Source organism: Azoarcus sp. Soil_N_20 (assembly GCF_057656155.1).
Window position 1 is genome coordinate 15,747 of record NZ_JBDGKX010000022.1, and the last position, 24,313, is coordinate 40,059.

The following is a 24,313-nucleotide window of genomic DNA, read 5'->3' on the forward strand; positions in this document are numbered from 1 at the left end:
ACCACCGACTCCCCACCGAGACCCGCCATGAACAATGTGCATCCTGTTGAACATCCAGTCGAACACCCCTTTGCTCCCTACATCCGCGCCCTCGGCAAGGGCCGCAACGGCGCCCGCGCACTGAGCGAGGTCGAGGCCTTCGAGGCGATGCGCATGATCCTCGCCGGCGAGGCCGAGCCGATGCAGATCGGCGCCTTCCTGATGCTGATGCGGGTCAAGGAGGAAACCGCGGCCGAGCTCGCCGGCTTCGCGCGCGCCGCGCAGGCCTCGATCGCGCTGCCGCCGCAAGCCCCGGCGGTGCGCCTGGACTGGCCCGCCTATGCCGGCAAGCGCCGCCAGTTGCCATGGTTCGTGCTCTCCGCGCTGTTGCTCGCGGCCCACGGCATGCCGGTGCTGATGCATGGCAGTGCCGGCTTCGACCCCGGCCGGGTGTTCGTGCCGCAGGCACTGGACGCGCTGGGGGTGGCGCAATCGCGCTCGCTCGGCGAAGCTGCACAGCGCATCGCCACCCACCGTTTTGCCTTTATCGCACTTACCGACCTGAGCCCGGCGCTGGACCGGCTGATGCAATTGCGCCCGCTGCTGGGCCTGCGTTCGCCGGTGCACAGCGTGGTGCGCATGCTCAATCCGCTGCGCGCCCGGGCGGTGCTGCAGGGCATCTTCCACCCCGGCTACGCCGACATCCACCAGGGTGCGGCGAGCCTGCTCGGCATCGGTCGCACTGCCGTGTTCAAGGGCGAGGGCGGCGAGGCGGAGCGCAATCCGGACGGCGCGTGCGTGGTGCGCTCGGTGATCGACGGCCACATGAAGGCGGAGGAATGGCCGCCGATGTTCGACGGTCCGCGCCACCTGCGCGACGAGGCCATGGACGTGCGCCACCTGGCCGCGGTGTGGCGCGGCGAGTGCAGCGACGAATACGGCGAGGCGGCGGTGATCGGCAGCGCCGCGATCGCGCTCCGCACCCTCGGCAAGGCCACCACCGTCGCCGCGGCCGAGGCGCTCGCCCGCGAATTGTGGCGGCAACGTGCGAGCGCCGGGGGCGCCGGCTTGGCCGACCTCCCCGCCGCCCCTGCCGCCGCCGTAGCCGAATCTGCTGCCTGACCCCCACCGGAGGATGCCGCCATGGCCCGGATGCTGATCGCCGCCGCACACAAGTCTTCGGGCAAGACCACGGTCAGCATCGGCCTGTGCGCCGCGCTCGCCGCACGCGGGCTGGCGGTGCAGCCGTTCAAGAAGGGCCCCGACTACATCGACCCGATGTGGCTCACGCGCGCCTGCGGGCGCGACTGCTACAACCTCGATCCCTTCCTGATGCGCGCCTGCGAGATCGACACCCTGTTCCGCCGCCACGCCGCCGGCAGCGACCTGTGCCTGGTGGAAGGCAACAAGGGGCTCTACGACGGCCTCGCGCTCGACGGCAGCAACAGCAACGCCGCGCTCGCTGCCCAGCTCGGGCTGCCGGTGGTGCTGGTGATCGACGCCCAGGGCATGACCCGCGGGATCGCGCCGCTGCTGCTCGGCTACCAGGCCTTCGATCCGACCATCCGCATCGCCGGGGTGATCCTCAACCGGCTCGGTGGTGCGCGCCACGAAGCCAAGCTGCGCGCGGTGGTCGAGCACTACACCGACATCCCGGTGCTGGGCGCGGTGCATTGCGACGACCGCCTGGCGATCGTCGAACGCCATCTCGGCCTGATCCCGGCCAACGAAGCGGGCGAGGCGCAGGCGCGGATCGCGGCCATCGGCAGCGCGATCGCCGACCAGGTCGATGTCGATCGCCTGTTCGACGTCGCCTGTCACTCGGCGCCGCTCGCGCCCACCGCGACGATCGCGCAACTGCCGCAACGCAACGCGCGCCGGGTGCGCGTGGGGGTGGCGATGGATCGCGCCTTCGGCTTCTACTACGCCGACGATCTCGCCGCGCTGCGCGCCGCGGGCGCCGAGCTGCTGCCCTTCGACACCCTGCATGACCGGCGACTGCCCGAGGTCGACGCGCTCTTCATCGGCGGCGGCTTTCCCGAAACCTGCGCCGCCGAACTGGAAGCGAACGCCGTGCTGCGCGCCGAGATCCGCGCCGCGGTCGAGGACGGCCTGCCGGTGTATGCCGAATGCGGCGGGCTGATATATCTCGCCCGCACACTGGAGGCCGACGGCCGCCGCCACGCGATGGTCGGGGCGATCCCGGGCGACGTGGTGATGCACCGCCGCCCGGTCGGGCGCGGCTACGTCGAGCTGGTCGAAACCGCCGCCGCGCCGTGGCCGCGCCGGGCAGATTCGGACGCGGACGCGCGCGTGCGCGCCCACGAGTTCCACTACTCCAGCCTCGAAAACCTCGGCCCGGAGGTGCGCTTCGCGTGGCGGGTCACGCGTGGTCACGGCATCGACGGTCACCACGACGGACTGATCCACCGCAACGTGCTCGCCTCCTACACCCACCTGCGCAGCGTCGGCGGCTGCGACTGGGCCCGGCGCTTCGTCGATTTCGCGCGCCAGGTCCGGCAGCAGCGCGACGACCAGGCCTGCCCCGAGTTCGCCTGCTGCCTGCCCGCGGCAGTTACCACCCTCTGAAGGAGCCTCCCCATGATCGAACTGACCCCGGCCGCAGCACGACAGATCCAGCTCGCCGCCCGCCACCACGGCGAAGATCGCGACCATGACGACGCCGCCGCCGAAAACGAACTCGCACTGCGCGTCGCGGCGTGGCCGGCGCCCGACGGCTCGGTGGACTACGGCATGGGCTTCGACGAGGAGCGCGAGGGCGACCTCGCCCTCTGCGTCGAGGGCGTGGACCTGCTGATCGGCGCGCCCAGCCGTGTCTTCCTGGTCGGCACCGTGCTCGATTACGTCGAGTACGAACCCGGCGACTTCCGCTTCATCTTCATCCCGTCCGACGCGCAGGACGCGTCCGCGCCGCATTCGTCCTGCGCCGGCGGCGGCTGCAGCGGCTGCAGCGGCACGCGCTGAACGACCGCCGCGACACCCCACGGCCCGACCACCCGGAGCGACCACCAGGAGTGACCAAATGGACATGAGCACGGTACTGAACTTCCTCAACGGCCCTGCGGACCCGGCGCGCCGCGGCGAGGTCTTCCTGGTCGGCACCGGCCCCGGAGATCCGGAGCTGCTGACCATCCGCGCGCTGCGCCTGATGCAGCAGGCCGACGTGGTGCTGTACGACCATCTGGTGGCCGACCCGATCATGCACTTGCTGCCACCCGGGGTGGAGCGCATCTACGTCGGCAAGGAGCGCAACCACCATACCTTCCGCCAGGAGGCGATCAACGACATGATGGTGCGCCTCGCGCGCGCCGGCCGGCGGGTGCTGCGGCTCAAGGGCGGCGACCCCTTCGTGTTCGGTCGCGGCGGCGAGGAGATCGAAACCCTGTCCGCCCACGGCGTCCCCTTCCAGGTGGTGCCGGGCATCACCGCGGCGCTGGGGGTGGCCTCGTACGCCGGCATTCCGCTGACCCACCGCGATCATGCCCAGGCGTGCACCTTCGTCACCGGCCACCTCAAGGACGGCAGCATGGACCTCGACTGGCCCGCGCTGACCCGCCCGCATCACACCGTCGTCGTGTACATGGGCCTGCTCGGCCTGCCGACGCTGTGCGCGCGGCTGATCGAACACGGCCAGTCACCGGACATGCCGGCCGCGGTGGTGCAGGAGGGCACCACCTGCAGGCAGCGCGTGGTCACCGGCACCCTGGCCACGCTGCCGGACCTGGTGGCGCGGGCGCACCTGAAGTCGCCCACCCTGATCATCGTCGGCGAGGTCGTGCGCCTGCGCGAGAAACTGCATTGGTTCGGGTCGGAAGAAGTGGCCGCGACGAGCGGGCACGCATGAAGAAGTATCTGGTCGGGCTCGCCCTCCTCGCCACCGGCGCCCTCGCCCTGGCCGGCGTCAACGGATTCTTCGTCCATACCAATACGACGGAATTCTGCATCTCGTGCCACACCATGCAGGGCAACCACGACGAGTATCGGGAAACCGTCCATTACAAGAACCGGTCCGGCGTGCAAACGCAGTGCGCCGACTGCCATGTTCCGGTCGATTTCCTGCCCCGGCTCGCGGCCAAGGTCAATGCGGTCAAGGACATCTACCACCAGCTGGTGGGCACGGTCGACACCCGGGACAAGTTCGAAGCGCGGCGCTGGGACATGGCCAACCGGGTGTGGGCGCGGATGAAGGCGAGCGACTCGCGCGAATGCCGCAGCTGCCACCAGCTGCAGAACATGGCGCTGGGCGAGCAGAGCCGCAGCGCACGCAAGCGCCACGAGCAGGCACCGGCGAACGGCAAGACCTGCATCGATTGCCACAAGGGCGTCGTGCATCAACTGCCGGACGAGCCCGATGAAACGGACGGCGAGGTCGCGGACGGCGACGAAGCGCAGGACGACGAGGCCTAGGAGGCTGTCGGACCGGCAGGTGCCGGGTGTGCGGCGGCAACGGGGCGGTGACGAGCAGTGCGATGGAAGCTTCACAACAAGAGCAGAACGGAGGAGGTGACATGAAACTGAACACGATCCTGGGCCAGCTGGCCCTGGCAGGCGCCGTCGCGAGCGGGGGTGCCGCCGTGGCCGCCGGCCCGAGCGCAGCCATGCTGGGCAACACCTGCGCGGGCTGTCACGGCACCGACGGCGCCAGCCTGGGGCCGGCGACGCCGTCGCTGGCCGGCATGAACAGCGAATACTTCATCGAGTCGATGACCGCCTACAAGAACGGCGGACGGCCGGCAACAGTGATGAGCCGTATCGCCAAGGGCTATGGCGACGACGAGATCAAGCGCATGGCGGACTTCTTCGCCGGCCAGAAGTTCGTCCGCGTCGATCAGGACACCGATACCAAACTGGTACGCCAGGGCAAACGCGTGCACGAACGCTACTGCGAGAAGTGTCACGAGGACGGCGGGCGCCAGGCCGACGACGGCGGCATCCTCGCCGGGCAGTGGATGCCCTATCTGCGCTACAGCTTCGACGACTTCACCAGTGGCCGGCGGGAAATGCCCGAGAAGATGAAGACCAAGGTGGACGAGATGCTGCAGAAGACCGGCACGGACGGCATCGAACAGCTCGTCCATTTCTACGGCAGCCAGAAGTGAGCACGGGGAGGAGGCAGATCATGAGTCACATCAATCGCAGAGATTTCATCCGGATCGCCGGCGGCACCGTCGCCCTCGGCGCGCTGGGCTTCCCGTTCGTCGCCCATGGCGGCGCGGTACGCAAGGTGGTGGTGGTCGGCGGCGGCATCAGCGGCGCCACCGTGGCCAGATACCTGCGCCGCACCGACGCGTCGATCGAGGTCACCCTGATCGAGCCCAACAAGGACTATTTCACCTGCTTCATGAGCAACGAGGTGATCGGCGGCGAGCGCAAGCTGGAGTCGCTCAGGTTCGACTACACGGCGCTCGCCGCACACGGCGTGCGGGTGGTCACCGACACGGTCACCGCGATCGACGCCACCGCGCGCACGGTCACCACCGCCGGCGGGCACAGCTTCGCCTACGATCGCTGCGTGGTTTCGCCCGGGGTCGATTTCCGCTGGGATGCGATCGACGGCTATGACGAGAAGGTGGCCGAGACCCTGCCCCACGCCTGGAAGGCCGGCCCGCAGACCCTGCTCCTGCGCAAACAGCTCGAGGCGATGGCCGATGGCGGCACGGTGATCGTCGCCCCCCCGGCCAATCCCTTCCGCTGCCCGCCCGGGCCGTACGAGCGCGCGTCGCTGATCGCGCACTACCTGAAGACACACAAGCCGCGGTCCAAGATCCTCATCCTCGACGGCAAGGACGACTTCGCCAAACAGGGGCTGTTCGTCGCCGGCTGGAAAAAGCACTACGGGGACATGATCGAGTGGGTAAGCGCCTCGAAGGGCGGCCGGATCGAGTCGGTGGACGTGGCCGGGCGCAGCGTGCAGGGCACGGTCGAGCGCTACCAGGCCGACGTGATCAACCTGATTCCACCGCAGAAGGCGGGCAGGATCGCGTTTGCGGCGGGGCTGGTCGATGCCAAGGGCTGGTGCCCGGTCGATCAGGCCAGCTTCGAATCCACGATCCGCCCCGGCATCCACGTCATCGGCGACGCCAGCATGGCCGGGCCGATGCCGAAATCCGGCTACTCGGCCAATTCGCAGGCCAAGGTCTGCGCGGCGGCGATCGTGGCCCTGCTCGACGGCAAGCCGGTGCCGGAGCCGGCCTACGTCAATACCTGCTACAGCATGGTCACCCCCGACCAGGCGATCTCGGTCGCGGCCGTATATCAACTGGGCGGCGACGGCGCCATTGCCGCGGTGAAGGGTGCGGGCGGCCTGACCCCGGCCGATGCCAGCGACGAGGCGATGCGGCGCGAGGTCGCCTACGCCCACTCCTGGTTCCGCAACATCACTGCCGACACCTTCGGCTGATCCGCGACCGCGGTCGGCATGCGGGGAGCCCGACCGGCGCCGGGCGGGCTCAGCCGGATGCGGCGGCGGTGTGCCGTGCAGTCGGCATCGGATACTCGGTGGCGCGCCCGCTGCCGGGCGCGCCCGGACAGCTGCCGACGCCGTGCTCGACGGCGAACACCGCGGCCTCGACCCGGGTGGTGAAGTTGAGCTTGGCCAGGATGTGGCGCACGTGCAGTTTGACCGTGTCGTGGCTGATGCTGAGGTCGCGGGCGATGACCTTGTTGCTCTTGCCGCTCGCGAGGTACTGCAGGATCTCCTGCTCGCGCGCGGTGAGCTTGACCGTCTTCTCGCCGTGGCGGGCGGGCTCGCCGCCCTGCAGGATTTTGGCCAGCTTCGCCGACATCACCGGCGCCACCACCATTTCGCCGCGCGCCACGCGCCGGATCGAGTCGATCACGTCGTCCGGGTCCATGTCCTTGAGCAGGTAGCCGCGCGCGCCGGCGCGCAGCGCATTGGCCATGTCCTCCTGGGCGTCGCTCATGCTGAGGATCACCACCGGCACGTCGCAGCCCTCGTCGCGCAGCTTGCGCAGCAGCGAGATGCCGTCCATCGCCGGCATGCGCAGGTCCATGACCACCAGGTCGGGGGTCTGCTGCTGGACGAGCTCGATCGCCTGCGCCGGGTCGCCGGTGGCGCCCAGCACGCGGATGTCGGCACGCCGTTCCAGCAGCTCCGTCAAGCCACGGCGGCACAGCCCGTGGTCGTCCACCAGTACGACGCCGATCTGTTCATTCATGGTCTTGCCTCCTGTGGGATGTCGCGACGGGAAAGCTCAGGCGTATCCGGGTGCCCGCACCCCCGGGGCTGTCGATGTCGATGCGTCCGCCCAGCCGCTCGGCACGCTCCTGCATGATGTTGAGACCGAAATGGCCCTGCTCGCCGAGCGCGTCGCGATTGGCCACGAGGCCGACGCCGTCGTCCTCCACGGTGACCAGGAAGACCCCGCGCTGCTCTTCCAGGCTCAAGCGGCAGTGGCGCGCGCGCGCATGCTTGGCGATGTTGGCCAGCGCTTCGCGGGCGATATGGAAGACCTGCATTTCCTGCTCGGACGACAGCTGCAGCTGGTCGATCCGGTTGTCGAAACGGAACTCGGTGCCACCGGGTTCCTCGAGTGCGGCGCCCGCCTCATGCAGCGCGTGAAGCAGGCCCCGAGGATCCATCTGGCTGCGGAAATGCGTGATCAGCTCACGCACCCGCCGATGTGAAACCGCCAGCGCATCATGGATCTCGCCGAGGTACTTGAACGCACGCCCGTCGTCGTGGCGCTCGATGGCATCGTGCAGCAGGACGGTGCGCATGCGCATCGAGGTGAGGTTCTGCGCCAGCGAATCGTGCACCTCGTTGGCGAGCATCTGGCGCTCGTGGGTGACGCTCGCCTGCAGGTTCTTCTGCGTCAGCAGGGCGTTTTCCAGGCTCAGTCCGAGCATGTTGCCGAGGGCGGCGAGCAGCGGCGACAGCGCGGCGGGCGGCTCGCGCTCGTCGGGCAGGAACAGGTTCAGCACGCCGCACGCGCCGCCCCGGTAGTGCAGGGGCACGGCAAACACGCGATGACGATGGCCCTGCCCGGCACCGGCACATTTGCGGATCTCGCGCACGCAGTCGCAGGCCGCGGGCGACCAGCGCGCATCGTCGCTGTCGATGGTGTCGCCGCACACGCCACAGGAGTCGGCCACGCTGCGGCTGCACTCCCACAGGCTCGCGGGGATGCCCACCGCGCCCACCAGCCGGAGCTGGTGAGTGTCGTCTTCGAGCACGCGCACGCTCGCAGCGCTCGCGCCGCACAGTGCGACCACGGCACCGAGCAGCTGTTCGAGCGGCCCTCGCAGTTCCGCTTCACCGTCCATGCACGCCAGCGGATCGCCGGCGTGCACATGCTCGGCGGGCGGCCGAATCTCCCGCCCAGGTTGCAGCCGGATGCTCATCGATCATCTCCTCCACGCTGGCCGCTTTGCTCGTGCGACGCACGGCGACGGCTCTGGCTAAGACTGCCTGACTACTTTAGCTCTGTCTAATATAGATGAAATCCGCGCCGAGTGTGTACCGCGTTGGCGCCGCGGGGGGAACAAAGCTACCCGGATGGGGGAGCTGCGTCACGCCGATCCGGAGCGCGTGCGCGAATGCACGCCGGAGTGGGCGGCCGGGATCACCGGCATCCCCGCCGCCACCATCCGCCGCCTCGCCCACGAGATGGGCGTCACCGCGCACGACCACAAGATCGAGCTGCCGATAGCGTGGACCGACTGCTGGGGCGCCGAGCACCAGAGCGTCACCGGCAATCCGGTGTCCTTCCACGCCATGCGCGGGCTGGCCGCCCATTCCAACGGCTTCCACACCATCCGCGCGCTGGCGATCCTGATGTCGCTGCTGGGCACCATCGACCGTCCGGGCGGCTTCCGCCACCGCACCCCCTACCCGCGCGCGGTGCCGCCCAACGCGCGCTCGCCCAAGGGGCCGCAGGCGGTCAGGCCCGAGAGCCCCGACGACCTGTTCGTGGACGAGCACGGCGAGCGCCGGTGCGCATCGACAAGGGCTTCAAAGGTCAAGGTTGTCGACCTGCTCGATGCCGCGGCCATGTTGCAACAAGCCGACCACAACCTGCGCGGGCAGGACGTCAGGCTGCGCAAGCTGGAATTGCGCCTCGAACTGTTCCGCCGCGAAGACAGCAGCCTGCGCTTCACCATCGCCTGCCTGGTGGCGTTTTTCATGTTCCAGGCCGGCTTGCTGATCTGGATGGCCACGCGCTGAGGCGACCGAACCTTTCCGCGCCCGCAGGGCGGCCAGACCCGTAGGGCGCTACTCGCCGCAGGCGGTACGCCATGCGCAAGGACTATGGATCGCCGCCTCAAGCGCAACGGGTCTCGGGGGGCTTGCCGGCTCACTGTTCCTGTACCGCGAGACGCTCGGTTTGATGCCGGCCACGCCGTGGTTGGTGGGCGCGCTTGCATCTGTCCTCGTCTTCTCTTCGGCGTCGTCCGTCCCTGTTCTTCCAGGCGATCCTCAGCGTTGGCAAGCCGGTCTCGCCGGAACCGACGAAGGCGTATCGGAGCGCCTCTGCTTCGAACACGGCGATCTTCATGGCACGGCGTCTCCCGTATCGTTGCGCGCGGGCGCGACATCCGCGTCCGATGCGCCGGCCGGGGCATGCGTAGGCGCCCGTGAGCCCGGGCGCCAGCCGCCTTCGCCGAGGTGACAGCCAAACTCCAGGACTTCGCCTGCCTTGAACAGACGCACCTGGTTGTGCACGCCAATGCGGCCCGGTCCGGCCCATCCGTGCGGCGCGGAAACAGTCAGTTTGTCGCAGCCGATGTCCAGGTAAAGCCAATAGCCGCGATAAAGCAGCTTGAGGTGAAGCCCTTGCAGTTCCGTCGGCAGGCACGGGCTGATCCAGATCGTGTCATCGCGGAACTCGAGTGCGGTCTGGCCCCGCTGGATCAGGTCGATGGTGCCCGCCATGGCCCCAAGGTGTATTCCTTCGGGGGTCGTGCCGCCCTGGATGTCGGCAATGTCGCTCTCCAGCGCCTCGGCAAGCAGCGACCACGACCGGGGCCGGTTACTGCGGGCCTCCACCCAGGAATGAACGACGCGGCTCAGCGTAGAGCCATCGGAGGTCCGTGGCACGTAATAATCAATCGTCTTGCGAACGGTATCCGCCTCCAGGGGATAGCCGAGCTCGCTCATCAGCTCGCGCAGTTCCTCGAAGGAGAAGAGATAGAAGAGCATCAACACGTCGGCCTGCTTGGACACCTTGTACCGGTTGACCGTATCGCCTTCGGCCTCGAGGATGCGATCGAGCCGGTGGATATCGCCGTACTTCTCGCGGTAGGCGTCCCAGTCCAGCTCCTCCAGGCGGTCGTAACCTTCGAACTGGGCGATGATGCCGTCGTCCAAAAAGTCGACCCGCATCCTGCGGCTGACGTTCTGCCAATGGGCGATCTCTTCTACCTGCAGGCCCAGCAGGACTTCGAGCTCACGACGGCGCTCGCCCCCAAGGCTGTCGAGGGTTTCCGCCGCGCGAAGCAGCACCCAGGCCGCCATGAGGTTGGTATAGCCGTTGTTGTCGAGGCCAGGCTCTTCCCGCCACGGGTAGCGGTCGTGGAACTCGTCGGGGCCCATGACCCCGCGGATCTCATAGCGGCCAAGTTCCTCGTTGTAGGACGCGACGCTCGCCCAGAAGCGGGCAATCTCCACGAGCATCTCGGCGCCGTAGAAAGACAGGAACTCCCGGTCGCCAGTCGTTTGCCAGTAGCGCCATACGTTGTAGCCGACGGCGGCGCTCACATGCCGCTGCAGGTGCGTACTGTCCGGCGTCCAGCGACCCGAGCGGGGATTGAGGTGCAGCACCTGGCTCTCCTCGCGCCCGCTGGAGCCACTCTGCCAGGGGTACATCGCGCCGCGGCAGGCCACCTCCCGCGCGAGCCGCCGCGCCTCGGGGAGGCGTCGGTAGCGATAGAGCAGCAGCGCCCTTGTGATCTCGGGAAGGCGGAAGTTCAGGAACGGGAAGATGAACAGTTCGTCCCAGAAGATGTGACCACGGTAGGCCTCGCCATGCAGGCCACGGGCAGGAATTCCGGTGTCGCAGTCGACCGTATGGGGCGAAGCCGTCTGCAGAAGATGAAATATATGCAGCCGCAGGATCATCTGCGTGCGCGCGTGGCCTTCGATGACCACGTCGCACCGATCCCACAACGCCAGCCACGCTCGGACATGGGAGCCGAGGAGATCATCGAAAGATCCCGCTTCGCTGATTTCTCTGGCCGCCGCGTCGAGAGGCTCGGAGATCGCGCGGTCCCTCGAGGTGAAGAGCGCGACCACCTTCTCAAGCGTGACCGCCTGCCCCTTCGTCGCGGCGAACGTAATATCCTGGGCGACGAACCCCTCCTCTTCGAGTACCGCGCGTGTGGCTGCGAGCGGTTCGCCGCCTTGCACAATACGGGTACGTGCCGCCTCGGCGATGCGCAGCCGCGACTGGTTTGTCTCGACGACGAGCAGGATCGCGTCTTCGCCCAACGTGCGGCTTTCCAGCGCAGTCAGGTGCTTGTTGTTGAGTTGCCGGTAACGCTCGACCCCGGCATTGATGACTCGCCCGTCGAGCGCGGTTCGCACCACGATCCTGCCCGACCAGTTTTCCGGACACAGGGTGACTTCTATCGCCGCGAGGTGGGGTAGGCCCATGTGCACGAGCCTGCGACTCACAAGCGATGTTTCCCGGCCTTGGGCATCGCGGACCCGCATGCGTCGCTCGAGCAGGCCGCGCTCAAGATCGAGCTCCAGCCTGTAGGCGAGGATCTCGATGCGCCGGTGGTTGAACCAGTCGCCGTCCTCGGGGCGGAAGGTCAGCGGCAGCCAGTTCGGCAGGTTGACGAGATCTTCGTTCTCGATGACTCGCCCGGCGATATCGGTCTGCAGCCGATTGTAGCCGCCGGCGAGATAGGTGCCGGGGTAGTGGACGTCGTCCGCCTCGACCTCTCCCGCTGCGCCGCGCGTCGCGAAGTAGCCGTTGCCCAGGGTGCAAAGCGCCTCACGGAGTCCCTCCTGCGCGGGCTCGAATCCTTCATAGGCGAGTTTCCAGCCGCTATCCACCATGGCGCCTGCCCTCCAGCGTGCCGACGAGATTACGCAGGAAGCGCTGGACGTCGGCGGGCCGGTCCAGCACGTAGCGGGCGGCGGTCTCACGCGCCGAGCACCCCACCAGGATGCCGATGCCGCGCTCGGCCAGCGCCACGAAGGCGTCCTCGTCGGTCGTGTCGTCGCCGAGGTAGAAGGGCAGCACGTCGGGGCCGTGCAGCCCGAGCGCCTCCAGCAGCCAGGACACGGCCTTGCCCTTGTCCCAGTCGAAGCGAGGGCGGAGCTCGAAGACCTTCTTGCCGAGGGTCTTGCGCAGATCGGGCGTTTCGGCGAGCAACTGGTCGACGGCGGCCTCGACCCTCGCTACCTCGCCCTCGGCAACTTGGCGGTAATGAACGGCAACCGCGAAGCGCTTCGGCTCGACAAGCGCCCCTTGGATCGGCGCGACCGCTTCACGCAAGCGCTCGGCAGCGCGATCAACGACTGCCGCGAACGCCTCGCCTTGCTCGTGCTGGAGCTCGAGACCGTCAGGCCCGGCGATGTCGAAGCCGTGGCTGCCGGCATAGACCAGTTCGTCGAGACCGACGAGCCGCTTGACGTCGGCACGGTCACGCCCAGAGATGATGGCCACGCGACAAAGGCCGGCAAGTGCCTTGACGGTCGCCCGCATAGCCTCGGATAGAACCGCCAGATCCGGCCGTTCGACGATCGGTGTCAGCGTCCCGTCATAGTCGAGGAACACCGCCGCCCGCCTGGCGCTCAGCTCGCGCTCGATCTGCGCATACTGTTCGAGCGCCCGCGGAACCACGGCCACGGCGCGCAAGACCGCGTGCGGAGGGACATGGAGGTGCAGATCGGCGAGATCGGCGAGATCAGCGACCACGATGTCCGCCCCCTTCGCCTTGAGCTCGGTTGCCTGGTCTGCGCGACTGATGCCGACCACCAGGCCAAAGCCGCCGGCGCGTCCCGCCTGCACGCCGCTGACCGCGTCTTCAAAGACGATGGCGCGCTGCGGATCGACGCCGAGGAGCTCGGCTGCCTTGACGAACAGGTCCGGCGCCGGCTTGCCCTTCAGACCGAGTCGCGCGACGTCGTTGCCGTCGAGGCAGATGTCGAACAGATCCACCAGGCCGGCGACCTCGAGCACCGCGCGCGCGTTGCGGCTCGACGACACCAGCGCCGTGCCGATGCGCCGATTGCGCAGCTGCTGGATGAGCACAACGGCACTGTCGAAGACCTCGACCCCATCCTGTTGCAGGCTCTCGTGGAAGTACTGGTTCTTGCGATTGCCGAGGCCACAGACCGTCTCGCGGTCGGGCGGGTCGGACGGCTCTCCTCTCGGCAGGGTTATGCTGCGGGCCTGCAGAAAACTCTCGACGCCGTCGTAGCGCGGCTTGCCGTCGACATAACGCCGGTAGTCGCGCTCGATATCGAACGGGCGCAATGGCTCCCCGGTCTTCGCGGCGCGCTGGCGGAGGTACTCGTCGAAGAGGCGCTTCCAGCTTGCGGCATGCACCCGGGCGGTCCGCGTCACGACCCCGTCGAGGTCGAAGATGGCGGCGGCGAAATCCTCCACACGCACGCCGGTATCGGCGCCAGGCACGCCCTGCCGCCCCGCGGCCCGAGCGGATGGCGCCTTGGCAGACGGGCGGGCAATAGTCGCGCAGCGCCGTGGTGAGGGTCGGGCCGACTTCTTCACGACGCTGGCGCCTGCGTCGAGCCAGCCTGCGCGTCCTGTCGCTCTTCGGCCGCGGCGACGCGGCGCTTGACGGCCATGAAGCTGTCGGGGCTCACGGACATCGAGTCGATGCCGCATTCGACGAGGAATTCGGCGAAGGCCGGGTGGTCGCTGGGCGCCTGACCGCACAGGCCGACCTTGGCGCCGGAGCGGTGCGCGGCCTCGATCACGGTGCGGATCATCCACTTGACCGCTTCGTCCTGCTCATCGAACAGCTCGGCGAGCTCGACCGAGTCGCGGTCGACGCCGAGCGTGAGCTGGGTCAGGTCATTGGAGCCGATGGAGAAGCCGTCGAACCGCTCGGCGAACGCCTTGGCCAGCACCACGTTGGAGGGGATCTCGCACATGACGTAGACCTCGAGCCCGTTCTCCCCGCGCCTGAGCCCGTTTTCCGCCATCACCTCGAGCACCCGGTCGGCTTCCTTGGTCGAGCGGCAGAAGGGGATCATCACCACGACGTTCGTGAAGCCCATCGCCTCGCGCAGGCGCCGAATGGCACGGCACTCCAGCGCGAAGCCCTCACGGTAGCGTGGCGAGTAGTAGCGCGAGGCGCCGCGAAAGCCGAGCATCGGGTTCTCCTCCTTGGGCTCGAACTCGGCGCCGCCGATCAAATTGGCATACTCGTTGGTCTTGAAGTCGCTCATACGCACGATCACCGGCTTCGGATGATGGGCGGCCGCGATCCGCGCCAGCCCGCGTGCGAGCCGGTCGACGAAGTATTCGGTCTTGTCGGCGTAGCCGCGCGTCAGCTCGGCGATCCGGCGCTTGGCCTCTTCATCCCGCAGTGTGTCGAAGCGAACAAGCGCCATCGGGTGAACCTTGATGTGGTTGCTCACCACGAACTCCATCCGGGCCAGGCCGACACCGTCGGCCGGTAGCCGCCACCAGCGGAGCGCGGCTGCCGGGTTGGCCAGGTTGAGCATGACCGCGGTGCGGGTTTTCGGGATGTCGTCGAGCGAGAGGGTCTTGACCTCGAACTCGCCGATACCCGCGTAGACGAAGCCCTCATCGCCCTCGGCGCAGGAAACCGTCACGTCTTGGTCGTCATGCAGGATCTCGGTCGCATTGCCGGTGCCGACGATCGCCGGTAGTCCGAGTTCGCGGCTGACGATCGCCGCATGCGAGGTACGCCCGCCGTGGTCGGTGACGATCGCGGCTGCCCGTTTCATGATCGGCATCCAGTCGGGGTCCGTCGACTCGGTGACGAGGATGGCGCCGTCCACGAACCGCTCAATCTCCTGGGCGCTGCGGATGAGGCAGGCCTTCCCGGTGACGACGGCGTCGCCAATGCTCAGACCTTCGACGAGCTTCGCTCCCTTACTCTTGATGCGGTACGACTTGAGGACCCCCGCCTCCTTGCGCGACTGAACGGTCTCGGGCCGAGCCTGGACGATGTAAAGCTTGCCTGAGTTGCCGTCCTTGGCCCACTCCATGTCCATCGGCATGCCGTAATGCGCCTCGATCGTGCATGCCCAGCGCGCGAGCTGGAGGATCTCCTGATCGTCCAGCACGAAGGACGCGCGTTCCGCCTTCGAGGTGGGCACGTTGCGCGTGGCGTGCTCGGCGCCGGTCGCATAGAGCATTTTGAGCGTCTTGCCGCCGAGCCTTTTCTCGATGATCGGCGCGAGAGCCGCATCGCCGAGGAGCGGCTTGAACACCTGGTACTCGTCCGGGTCGACCGTCCCTTGCACGACATTCTCTCCCAGCCCCCAGGCGGCATCCAGGACGACGACCTTGTCGAAACCGGTCTCCGTATCGATCGAGAACATGACGCCGGCGCCGCCGAGATCCGACCGCACCATCTTCTGGACGCCGACCGACAGCGCCACCTTGAGGTGCTCGAAACCTTTGGCCTCGCGGTAGCTGATCGCCCGGTCGGTGAACAGCGAGGCGTAGCAGCGCCGGCAGGCATCGAGCAGTGCCGCTTCGCCGTGAATATTGAGGAAGGACTCCTGCTGGCCGGCGAAGCTCGCGTCCGGCAGGTCCTCGGCCGTCGCGCTCGAGCGGACCGCCACGTCCGTGTCGGCGGCGCCGGAGCGCTTGGAGAGTTGCCGATAGGCCTCGCGGATCTGCTGGGCAGTCGCGTCGGGCCAGTCGCCGCGCAGGAAGGCACGCCGGATGTCCTGGCCGGTCTCTTGGAGAGACGCCTTGCCTGCCTTGAAGTCGACCAGAGCCCTTTCGATCGTCTCCTTGAGCCGGTTCGCCTCGACGAAGCGCCAATAGGCGTCGGCCGTGGTCGCAAATCCGGGCGGCACACTGACGCCTTCCGCGCCGAGATGGCCCACCATCTCGCCGAGAGAGGCATTCTTGCCGCCGACGCGCGCCACGTCGCCGCGCCCTAGGGCCTCGAACCAGATCACGTGTGGAGCGTCGGCGGTCATACGGTCCTCCCTCCCAGTGTTCGACGCCGCATATGGCACGGGTGCACACCGTTGCCGCAGACGTGGTCACTGCTTGGCTCCGCGGGAGCGGCGCCGTTTGCCCGTCATGCCGAGGTCGTTGCCAGAAGATGATCGCAGCCGCGCTCTATCCCTTTATTTAATCTCGATTAAGCATGTGGGCCATTTATATATTAGCCCACGAGCAGCACGCCGACTCAATCGGCACCACGTTCAGCCGCCCGCGCGGCCGCGACGTGTCGAAATCAAGCATGGTGCTGCACGAGCAGGTTTCCGAACACGGCGGCGCTGCCAAGCTGCCATTCGATCTCGAGAAGACGATTGTACTTGGCAATCCGCTCGCCTCGACAAAGCGAGCCTGCTTTAATCTGCCTACCGGGCATGGCTACGACGAAGTCGGCTATGAACGTGTTTTCGGTATCCCCCGATCGATGCGAGATGACATAACTCCATCTTATGGAAAGCTTTCCATAAGATGGGTAACCGGCCCGCTCGATTGCAGTCACGATCAGCTCGCAAGCGGCCGCATTGCAGGGCAGCTTGGGGGCGAATACGCCTTCATCACCGACGGCGGTCGCGTGTCCTTTGGCCTTGAGCAGCGAGCGTAGCGCCTGAGAAGCTTCCGCCGCGTACTGTCGTGGTCAGCTACCGTGATAGGTGGAGTAGCTGTATGGAGAAATCAGCAGGGGAACACAGGGCTCCCGCAGCTACGCACATGACATCAATCATCGTCGTCCTCTTTCTCGATGTCGAAGCCAAGCAACTCGTCGCGATACTCGTCAGAGGTGGCGGCAAGCAGCCGCTTGGTCTTTATGCTGACGTTTCCTGCCTTCATGGGATGCCCAAAAAAAAGGTAGGAAACTACACAACTTATAACGTTGTGAAAAGGGGCTTCGCAAGATAAGGAAAGTTAACAGGATTTCATGTGATGCTATGCAAAGTAGGTTCGATTGCCCTGGCCTGCCCATCATGCAGATGGCGAAAGCGGCTATCGGGGGATACCGTCATACCACACACGGGATCGGTTGCCATTTCATGCTCCTTTCAAATGGTGGACAAACATGCCGCTTGGCCCCACGCTCACTTCAACAACCATTTGAAACGTCTCGGGGACGGGTCGCCTGCCAGACGTATCTGCAATTCCACTGCCGCCGGTGACGGGGAAATCGCCTTGAAGCGGAGCTTGCCCTTGCGATGATGGCCACCCGGCGGCGCGCCTTCCCATCCCAAGGGCATGTATTTTTTGCCATCCGCAATAAGCGCCGAAGATTTGGCCATGTCATCGTTCAAGGCCTTGGTATGGGTTTCCAGCACCACCTCGAAGTCCCATGTTTTCGCTTCGTTCGGGATGCGTTGCAATGTGGCCGTAACTTTTATTTCCCGCTCATTGCTCACCTGTGGGGCATACCCAGGCTCCGCAGCGTTGCTCACCGCAATGAACTCAATGCCGTCGATGCAGGAATAAGCGGAAATTGCCGCAAAGAACAAACCGATTATGAATTGTTTACGCATTTTTATGCTCCCTGGTAGCTTTAACGACTTTCGACGAAACATACAAAATCCCGGCAGCGTTAAATGCCAGGCCAACCCAGAACAACTCGATCTGATATTCCGCAACCACCGCAAGAAAGCCGGTGACCCCCAGTACGGGCAAGAGATTGACCATGTAATGCGAGCAGCATGAAACCATCGCGACTGTAGATGTCGTGCCGGATACCGCGACCACCTTGCCTGACGCGCCATGTCGCCCGACAAGATTCTTGAGGTAGGTGTAAAGCCCGACCTGAATGCCGAAGCCCAGCGCAAGAGGAATAATGAAATACCAGAACGTTGCGAACTGCCCGAGCGCGAATTCCATCCCGGAAATCAGGCTGACCACCCCGAAATAGATGGCGAGCAATAACACCAGCGCTCCGGTTCCAAACAGGAGCGGCCCGGCGATTTGCGTTGCCACTCCATCTGGCGATACTTCCGATACTGCCTCAAGAACCATGCCGCACTTCGGGCACGAACCGGGTGTGGTCTGACGCACTTCTGGATGCATCGGGCAGGTGTACATCCCTGCTGCTTGGGTCGCGGTGAACGCCACAACCGCCTTGAGGTGCTCAGCGGGATTTTCCTGAAATCTTTCCAGGCAATGTTGCGAACAAAAATAATAGCGCTCACCCGCATACTCCATGCTGCGTCCAGAATCGCTGTCGACTTTCATGCCGCATACCGGATCGGTGCTGACGCTCATGATTTATTCCTTTCAAGTGTGTGAATCAAGTGCTCTGTTCCTTCGAAAATATCGGGAACGTTCGGCTGCATGCATTTGGCTGCGACCATTTCACGCAATATAGTCTCTTCTGCCGGAAATGCCTGCACCACCACCGGATCGAATTGCGTACCGCTCATTTTGATGATTTCCGGACGCGCCAGATCAAACGACAATGCCTTGGGAAGGATAGGAAATCCAAAAGACCTTCGGGGGAGGAGTAGGGCTGACGCCGGGGGCCGCAGTCAACCGTCGATTTCGGGCCGCCATGCGTCAAGTTTTGCAGAAACCCCCCGAATGGCACCACAGGCATGAGTCACCCCATGACAAGCGGCAGCTCGTCTTGTTTTCGCCTACCAGGCGACGCGCTGATCGAACTCGATCTCGGGTGCAGGCTGGGCGGACGAATCCCACTGCGGGTCGTCGCGCGCCTGTTCAGCCGCCGCTGCCACCTCCCCAACGGTGGCCCACGCGCTGGGGCGATTCTCGGCGGCCGAGTGGATTCGCCGATGTGGTCTAGGATCTTGTTTACTGTGCCGACCTCGTTGATGAAGGCGATGATGCGCGTCTGACTGGGGCAGATCGGGCAACTCAGCGGCAGGGCTTCATAGATGCGCGCCAGCAACATCGCCCACAGATATCGGGCCGCGGCGCGGTGCGGTGGTTCCTCGGTCGCGGCGGCGTTGGTGGCCGGTCCAGGTGATGGCACGATCACCGCCACCGGTCCCAGGGCCGTGACGGCTGCCCGCAAGGATGCATTGGGGGGATCGATCAGGCTGCGCCGCACGAAGGCACGCAGAATCCGCTTGCGCACGAGAGTTTGCACGTCGGCGATAGCGACCGCATCAAGGCCAGACGCGGCATGAAAAGCCACACGCTCCTCGTCGTCCGTGTCGGCGGCGGGCTCGAACACGCCATCAATGATGCCGCAGCGGAAATGCAAATGCTCGTTCAGCGACGACCCGAAACGGTGGATGAAGGCCACCGCCCCGATGCGCGCCGAGGTGCTGCATCCGGGGCTGTGTTCCCGCAGGCAGCGCTCCACCACGCGCAGGAAGTTGCGCAGCACGGCGACGGCTCTGGCTACTACTGCCTGACTACTTTAGCTCTGTCTAACAGAGATGAAATCCGCGCCTAGTGTACCGCGTTGGCGCCGCGGGGAACAAAGCTACCCGGATGGGGGAGTGGCGCCACGCCGATCCGGTTATAGACGCTGCCCCGCCTGCTTGCGCCTAATAAGGGCCTGCTCATATTCCAACGCGCGCATGACTTCCCTTACGCGGACGACACTATGCCCCCGACTCCCCTGCACGACCCCATCCGCTCACCGCTGCCCGACGCCGCGACCGAGACGCGGATCACCACCTGCTACATGTGCGCGTGCCGCTGCGGCATCCGCGTGCATCTGCGCGACGGCGAGGTGCGCTATATCGAAGGCAACCCCGAGCACCCGCTGAACAAGGGCGTGATCTGCGCCAAGGGCTCGTCGGGGATCATGAAGCAGTACTCGCCCGCCCGCCTCACCCGGCCGCTGCGGCGCAAGCCGGGCAGCGCGCGCGGCGCGGCCGAGTTCGAGGAGATCGAGTGGGAGGAGGCGTTCTCCATCCTCGCGACCCGGCTCAAGACCCTGCGCGCAACCGATCCGAAAAAGTTTGCGCTGTTTACCGGCCGCGACCAGATGCAGGCCCTCACCGGCTTGTTCGCGCGCCAGTTCGGCACCCCCAACTATGCCGCCCACGGCGGCTTCTGCTCGGTGAACATGGCCGCCGGGATGATCTACACCATCGGCGGCTCGTTCTGGGAGTTCGGCGGCCCCGACCTCGAGCGCTCGAAACTGTTCTTCATGATCGGCACCGCCGAGGACCACCACTCCAACCCGCTCAAGAACGAGCTCGCCAAATTCAAGCGCAACGGCGGCCGCTTCGTCGCGATCAACCCGATCCGCACCGGCTACGCCGCGATCGCCGACGAGTGGGTGCCGATCAAGCCCGGCACCGACGGCGCGTTGCTGCTCGCGATCATCCACGAGATCATCGCGCTGGGCCTGTACGACCGCGAGTTCCTGGCACGCTACACCAACGCCGGGCAGCTGGTGAACCTCGACGAGGCGAGCGACGAGTTCGGCCTGATGCTGCGCAACCTCGCCGGCGACGTGGTCAACCCGCTGCGCCCGCACAACTTCTACTGGTGGGACCGGCTCACCGATCGCGCGGTGGCCGACCACGCCGACGGCACCGACCCGGCGCTGCTCGGCAGCTTCACCATGCCCGACGGCACCCCGGCCAAGCCCGCCTTCCAGCTGCTCGAGGAACGCGTGCGCGAATGCACGCCGGAGTGGGCGGCCGGGATCACCGGAATCCCTGCCGCCACCATCCGCCGCCTCGCCCACGAGATGGGCGTCACCGCGCGCGACCACAAGATCGAGCTGCCGATCGCATGGACCGACTGCTGGGGCGCCGAGCACCAGAGCGTCACCGGCAATCCGGTGTCCTTCCACGCCATGCGCGGGCTGGCCGCCCATTCCAACGGCTTCCACACCATCCGTGCACTGGCGATCCTGATGTCGCTGCTGGGCACCATCGACCGTCCGGGCGGCTTCCGCCACCGCGCCCCCTACCCGCGCGCGGTTCCGCCCAACGCGCGCCCGCCCAAGGGGCCGCAGGCGGTCAGGCCCGACACCCCGCTCGACGGCGCGCCGCTGGGCTGGCCGGAGAGCCCCGACGACCTGTTCGTGGACGAGAACGGCGAGCCGGTGCGCATCGACAAGGGCTTCTCGTGGGAATTCCCGCTGTCGGCCCACGGCATGATGCAGAACGTCATCACCAACGCCTGGCGCGGCGACCCCTACCCGATCGACACCCTGTTCCTGTTCATGGCCAACATGGCGTGGAACTCGAGCATGAACACCGGCGAAGTGCGCCGCATGCTGGCCGACAAGGACGCCGACGGCCACTACCGCATCCCCTTCATCGCGGTGTGCGACACCTTCCAGTCGGAGACCACCGCCTTCGCCGACCTGGTGCTGCCCGACACCACCTATCTCGAACGCCACGACGTGATGTCGATGCTCGACCGCCCGATCTCCGAGTTCGAGGGCCCGGTGGACGCGGTGCGCATCCCGGTGGTGGCGCCGCGCGGCGAATGCAAGCCGTTCCAGGAAGTGCTGATCGAACTCGGCGGCCGCCTCGGCCTGCCCGCCTTCACCCATGCCGACGGCAGCCGCAAGTTCCGCGACTACCCCGATTTCATCGTCAATTACGAGACCGCACCGGGCTCGGGCATCGGCTTTCTCAGCGGCTGGCGCGGCAAGGACGGCGACAAGTCGATGCGCGGCGAGCCCAACCCGCGCCAGTGGGAGATGTACGCCGCCAACAACTGCGTGCATCAGCATCACCTTCCGCCCTCGCACCAGTACATGCGCAACTGGAACAAGGGCTACCTGGAGTGGGCCCAGCAGGTCGGACTGCGCCGCGACAACGACCCGATCGTGATCCATCTCTATTCCGAGTTCCTCCAGCGCTTCCGCCTCGCCGCCCAGGGCAAACGCGCCGGCAAGCAACCGCCGGAGCGCCTGCGCGAACGCGTGGCGACCTACTTCGATCCGCTGCCGTTCTGGTACGCACCGATCGAGGCGCAACAGACCGATGCCGCCCACTACCCGCTCAACGCGCTCACCCAGCGCCCGATGGCGATGTACCACTCGTGGGACTCGCAGAACGCCTGGCTGCGCCAGATCCACAGCCACAACTACCTGTTCGTCAATCCGCGCACCGCGAACGCCCAGGGCATCGGCGACGGCGACTGGATGTGGGCCGAATCGCGCTGGGGCAAGGTGCGCTGCATGTGCCGCCATTCCGAAGCGGTCGAGCCCGGCACAGTGTGGACCTGGAACGCGATCGGCAAGGCGAGCGGAGCCTGGAGCCTCGACGCCGACGCCGACGAATCGCAGAAGGGTTTCCTGCTCAACCACCTGATCAGCGAGGAACTGCCGGCCGGGAGCGACGGCCAGCGCTTCTCCAACTCCGATCCGGTCACCGGCCAGGCCGCGTGGTTCGACGTCAAGGTGCGCATCCGCAAGGCGGACGCAAGCGAGCCCCGCCACACCTGGCCCCAGTTCGAGGCCTTGCAGCGCCTGCCCGGGATGGAGCGACCACCGTCGCGCTGGCGCGCGTTCTTCGCCGGCAGCGGCGCATGGAAGGGAGAGGCCAAATGACCCAGCTCGCCCTCGTCGTCGATCTCAACGTCTGCGTCGGTTGCCATAGCTGCGTGACCAACTGCAAGCAGTGGAACACCTCGGGCGCGGCCGGCCCGCTGGCCGACCTCAATCCCTACGGCGCCGACCCCAGCGGCACCTTCTTCAACCGCGTGCAGACCTTCGAGGTCGGCGAGTTCCCGGCCACCCAGACGGTGCATTTTCCCAAGTCCTGCCTGCACTGCGAGGATCCGCCGTGCGTGCCGGTGTGCCCCACCGGCGCCAGCTACAAGCGCGCCGAGGACGGCCTGGTGCTCGTCGACTACGACAAATGCATCGGTTGCAAGTACTGTTCGTGGGCCTGTCCGTACGGCGTGCGCGAGTTCGACGAGGTGCGCAAGGTGATGACCAAATGCACCCTGTGCGTGGACCGCATCTACAACCCGGCACTGCCCGAGGCCGAACGCAAACCCTCGTGCGTGCTCGCCTGCCCGGCCAATGCACGCCTGTTCGGCGATGTGCACGACCCCGAGTCCGAAGTATCGAAGGCGATCCGCGAGCGCGGCGGCTACACCCTGATGCCCGAATGGGGCACCCAGCCCGCCAACCACTACCTGCCGCGGCGCCCCACCGTGATGGCTATCCGCGACGACCAGCTGGTGCGCCGCGACAACCCGCTCAAGGTCGATGGCCGCGAACCGGACTACGAACACCTGGAGCCCCTCGGGGCCGATTGGGAACACTAAGGGAACACTGAAGGAGCACCCCATGCATCCGGCCCTATCCGTCATCTTCCTCACCACCCTGATCGGCGCCGGCCAGGGTGTGTTCCTCGGCAGCTACGCGGCCGAGCTCCTCGGCGTGCTCGACGGCGCGGTCGCCGCACCCGACCCCGCGCTGCGCCGCTTCGTGCTCGCCGGCTGCGCGCTCGCCCTGCTGCTGAACGGGCTCGGGCTGATCGCCTCCTTCTTCCACCTCGGCCATCCCGAGCGCGCGTGGCGGGCGGCGGCCGGCTGGCGCACCTCGTGGCTGTCGCGCGAGGTGATCGTGCTGCCGGCCTTCATGGCCGCGGTGTTCGCCTACGGCCTCGCGCATTACACCGGCGCCGCGGGCACACTGGTGCTGGGCGCGCTGGCGACCGTGCTGTGCGCGGCGCTGTTCGTGTGCACCGGCATGATCTACGCGTCGGTCAGGGTGATCCAGGAATGGGCCAGCCCGCTCACCGTCGCCAACTACTTCGTGCTCGGCACCGCCTCGGGCTTCACCCTCGCCACCGCGCTCGCCGGCCTCATGCTGGAGGCGCTCGCGCGGCCCTATGCGATCGCCGCCGGCGTGCTCACGGTGGCGGCCTTCGCCCTGCGCGGCGCGAGCCTGGCGCGCAATGCGCGGCTGCGCCCCCGGTCCACGCCGCAAAGCGCGATCGGGATCAAACACCCGCGCATCGTGCAGAAGGCGCAGGGGGCGATGGGCGGCAGCTACAACACCCGCGAGTTCTTCCATGGCGCGACCGCCCGCAAGGTCCGTGCGATCAAGTGGACCTTCCTGCTGCTCGCCTTTCCACTGCCGCTGCTGCTGCTCGCGCTCGGCTGGGCCCCGGCCTCGGCGGCGCTGTTCGGCGCCGCCTTCGTCGTCCAGTACCTCGGCCTGCTCGCCGAGCGCTGGTATTTCTTCGCCCAGGCGAACCATCCGCAGAATATCTACTACCGTTCGATCGCCTGAC

General features: G+C 66.7%; 21 protein-coding genes and 1 pseudogene. 11 read left to right on the forward strand and 11 right to left on the reverse strand.

Annotated features, from left to right (window positions below):
- Positions 1-27 precede the first annotated feature (27 nt).
- From AC3A35_RS25555 to AC3A35_RS25585, 7 genes are all read left to right on the forward strand, one after another.
- Positions 28-1,101 (forward strand): glycosyl transferase family protein, encoded by a 1,074-nt coding sequence (locus tag AC3A35_RS25555; RefSeq protein WP_487439361.1) that lies wholly within the window; start codon positions 28-30, stop codon positions 1,099-1,101.
- 21 nt (positions 1,102-1,122) lie between these two features.
- Complete coding sequence (locus AC3A35_RS25560; RefSeq protein ID WP_487439362.1) at positions 1,123-2,568, forward strand: cobyrinic acid a,c-diamide synthase CobB; 1,446 nt, start codon at positions 1,123-1,125, stop codon at positions 2,566-2,568.
- Positions 2,569-2,580: 12 nt separating this feature from the next.
- Positions 2,581-2,964, forward strand: coding sequence for a HesB/IscA family protein (locus AC3A35_RS25565; RefSeq protein WP_487439363.1), 384 nt, complete (start codon positions 2,581-2,583; stop codon positions 2,962-2,964).
- 58 nt (positions 2,965-3,022) lie between these two features.
- Entirely contained in the window at positions 3,023-3,844 is an 822-nt protein-coding gene (gene cobA, locus AC3A35_RS25570; protein WP_487439364.1) for a uroporphyrinogen-III C-methyltransferase, read from the forward strand.
- Positions 3,841-4,407 carry a NapC/NirT family cytochrome c gene (locus tag AC3A35_RS25575; RefSeq protein ID WP_487439365.1) on the forward strand — a complete coding sequence of 189 codons (567 nt, stop codon included), beginning with the start codon at positions 3,841-3,843 and terminating at the stop codon, positions 4,405-4,407. The genes cobA and AC3A35_RS25575 overlap by 4 nt, the downstream gene beginning before the upstream one ends.
- A 101-nt stretch (positions 4,408-4,508) precedes the next feature.
- The gene (locus AC3A35_RS25580) at positions 4,509-5,099 is read left to right on the forward strand and encodes a c-type cytochrome (RefSeq protein WP_487439366.1); all 591 of its coding nucleotides are present in this window, start codon (positions 4,509-4,511) and stop codon (positions 5,097-5,099) included.
- A 20-nt stretch (positions 5,100-5,119) separates the two neighbouring features.
- Positions 5,120-6,400 (forward strand): NAD(P)/FAD-dependent oxidoreductase, encoded by a 1,281-nt coding sequence (locus tag AC3A35_RS25585; RefSeq protein WP_487439367.1) that lies wholly within the window; start codon positions 5,120-5,122, stop codon positions 6,398-6,400.
- A gap of 49 nt (positions 6,401-6,449) precedes the next feature.
- Here the strand turns inward: AC3A35_RS25585 and AC3A35_RS25590 are convergent, their stop codons facing one another.
- Together AC3A35_RS25590 and AC3A35_RS25595 are read right to left on the reverse strand one after the other, a co-directional pair.
- Positions 6,450-7,178, reverse strand: a complete 729-nt coding sequence (locus AC3A35_RS25590; protein ID WP_487439368.1) for a response regulator — start codon at positions 7,176-7,178, stop codon at positions 6,450-6,452.
- Positions 7,171-8,364 (reverse strand): sensor histidine kinase, encoded by a 1,194-nt coding sequence (locus tag AC3A35_RS25595; protein WP_487439369.1) that lies wholly within the window; start codon positions 8,362-8,364, stop codon positions 7,171-7,173. Before AC3A35_RS25595 ends, AC3A35_RS25590 begins: the two co-directional genes overlap by 8 nt.
- Before the next feature lie 181 nt (positions 8,365-8,545).
- Here AC3A35_RS25595 and AC3A35_RS25600 point away from each other — a divergent pair.
- Positions 8,546-8,976 (forward strand): annotated as a pseudogene (locus AC3A35_RS25600) (formate dehydrogenase); the annotation flags it as partial.
- Between the two features lie 341 nt (positions 8,977-9,317).
- Here AC3A35_RS25600 and AC3A35_RS25605 read toward each other — a convergent pair.
- The 9 genes from AC3A35_RS25605 to AC3A35_RS25645 all read right to left on the reverse strand — a co-directional run bounded on the left by AC3A35_RS25605 (position 9,318) and on the right by AC3A35_RS25645 (position 19,470).
- On the reverse strand, positions 9,318-9,518 hold the full coding sequence (locus tag AC3A35_RS25605) for a hypothetical protein (protein WP_487439370.1): 201 nt from the start codon (positions 9,516-9,518) through the stop codon (positions 9,318-9,320).
- Positions 9,515-12,025, reverse strand: coding sequence for a glycoside hydrolase family 65 protein (locus tag AC3A35_RS25610; RefSeq protein ID WP_487439371.1), 2,511 nt, complete (start codon positions 12,023-12,025; stop codon positions 9,515-9,517). The genes AC3A35_RS25605 and AC3A35_RS25610 overlap by 4 nt, the downstream gene beginning before the upstream one ends.
- Positions 12,015-13,706, reverse strand: a complete 1,692-nt coding sequence (gene otsB / locus AC3A35_RS25615) for a trehalose-phosphatase (protein ID WP_487439372.1) — start codon at positions 13,704-13,706, stop codon at positions 12,015-12,017. The genes AC3A35_RS25610 and otsB overlap by 11 nt, the downstream gene beginning before the upstream one ends.
- A complete protein-coding gene (gene ppsA, locus AC3A35_RS25620; protein WP_487439373.1) occupies positions 13,703-16,126 on the reverse strand; it encodes a phosphoenolpyruvate synthase in 2,424 nt (807 codons plus the stop codon). Before ppsA ends, otsB begins: the two co-directional genes overlap by 4 nt.
- Before the next feature lie 263 nt (positions 16,127-16,389).
- The gene (locus AC3A35_RS25625) at positions 16,390-16,743 is read right to left on the reverse strand and encodes a hypothetical protein (protein WP_487439404.1); all 354 of its coding nucleotides are present in this window, start codon (positions 16,741-16,743) and stop codon (positions 16,390-16,392) included.
- A gap of 481 nt (positions 16,744-17,224) precedes the next feature.
- Positions 17,225-17,656 (reverse strand): hypothetical protein, encoded by a 432-nt coding sequence (locus tag AC3A35_RS25630; RefSeq protein WP_487439374.1) that lies wholly within the window; start codon positions 17,654-17,656, stop codon positions 17,225-17,227.
- Positions 17,649-18,383 (reverse strand): YHS domain-containing protein, encoded by a 735-nt coding sequence (locus AC3A35_RS25635; RefSeq protein ID WP_487439375.1) that lies wholly within the window; start codon positions 18,381-18,383, stop codon positions 17,649-17,651. The genes AC3A35_RS25630 and AC3A35_RS25635 overlap by 8 nt, the downstream gene beginning before the upstream one ends.
- Positions 18,380-18,541 carry a hypothetical protein gene (locus AC3A35_RS25640; protein WP_487439376.1) on the reverse strand — a complete coding sequence of 54 codons (162 nt, stop codon included), beginning with the start codon at positions 18,539-18,541 and terminating at the stop codon, positions 18,380-18,382. Before AC3A35_RS25640 ends, AC3A35_RS25635 begins: the two co-directional genes overlap by 4 nt.
- 176 nt (positions 18,542-18,717) lie before the next feature.
- Positions 18,718-19,470: a transposase gene (locus tag AC3A35_RS25645; protein WP_487439377.1), complete on the reverse strand. Its 753-nt coding sequence runs from the start codon at positions 19,468-19,470 to the stop codon at positions 18,718-18,720.
- Positions 19,471-19,692: 222 nt separating this feature from the next.
- Between AC3A35_RS25645 and AC3A35_RS25650 the strand changes: the two genes are divergently transcribed.
- The 3 genes from AC3A35_RS25650 to AC3A35_RS25660 are packed head-to-tail and all read left to right on the forward strand — an operon-like array spanning position 19,693 to position 24,312.
- A complete protein-coding gene (locus tag AC3A35_RS25650) occupies positions 19,693-22,614 on the forward strand; it encodes a molybdopterin oxidoreductase family protein (protein WP_487439378.1) in 2,922 nt (973 codons plus the stop codon).
- On the forward strand, positions 22,611-23,339 hold the full coding sequence (locus AC3A35_RS25655) for a 4Fe-4S dicluster domain-containing protein (RefSeq protein ID WP_487439379.1): 729 nt from the start codon (positions 22,611-22,613) through the stop codon (positions 23,337-23,339). The genes AC3A35_RS25650 and AC3A35_RS25655 overlap by 4 nt, the downstream gene beginning before the upstream one ends.
- A gap of 22 nt (positions 23,340-23,361) precedes the next feature.
- The gene (locus tag AC3A35_RS25660) at positions 23,362-24,312 is read left to right on the forward strand and encodes a dimethyl sulfoxide reductase anchor subunit family protein (protein ID WP_487439380.1); all 951 of its coding nucleotides are present in this window, start codon (positions 23,362-23,364) and stop codon (positions 24,310-24,312) included.
- Position 24,313: the final 1 nt, after the last annotated feature.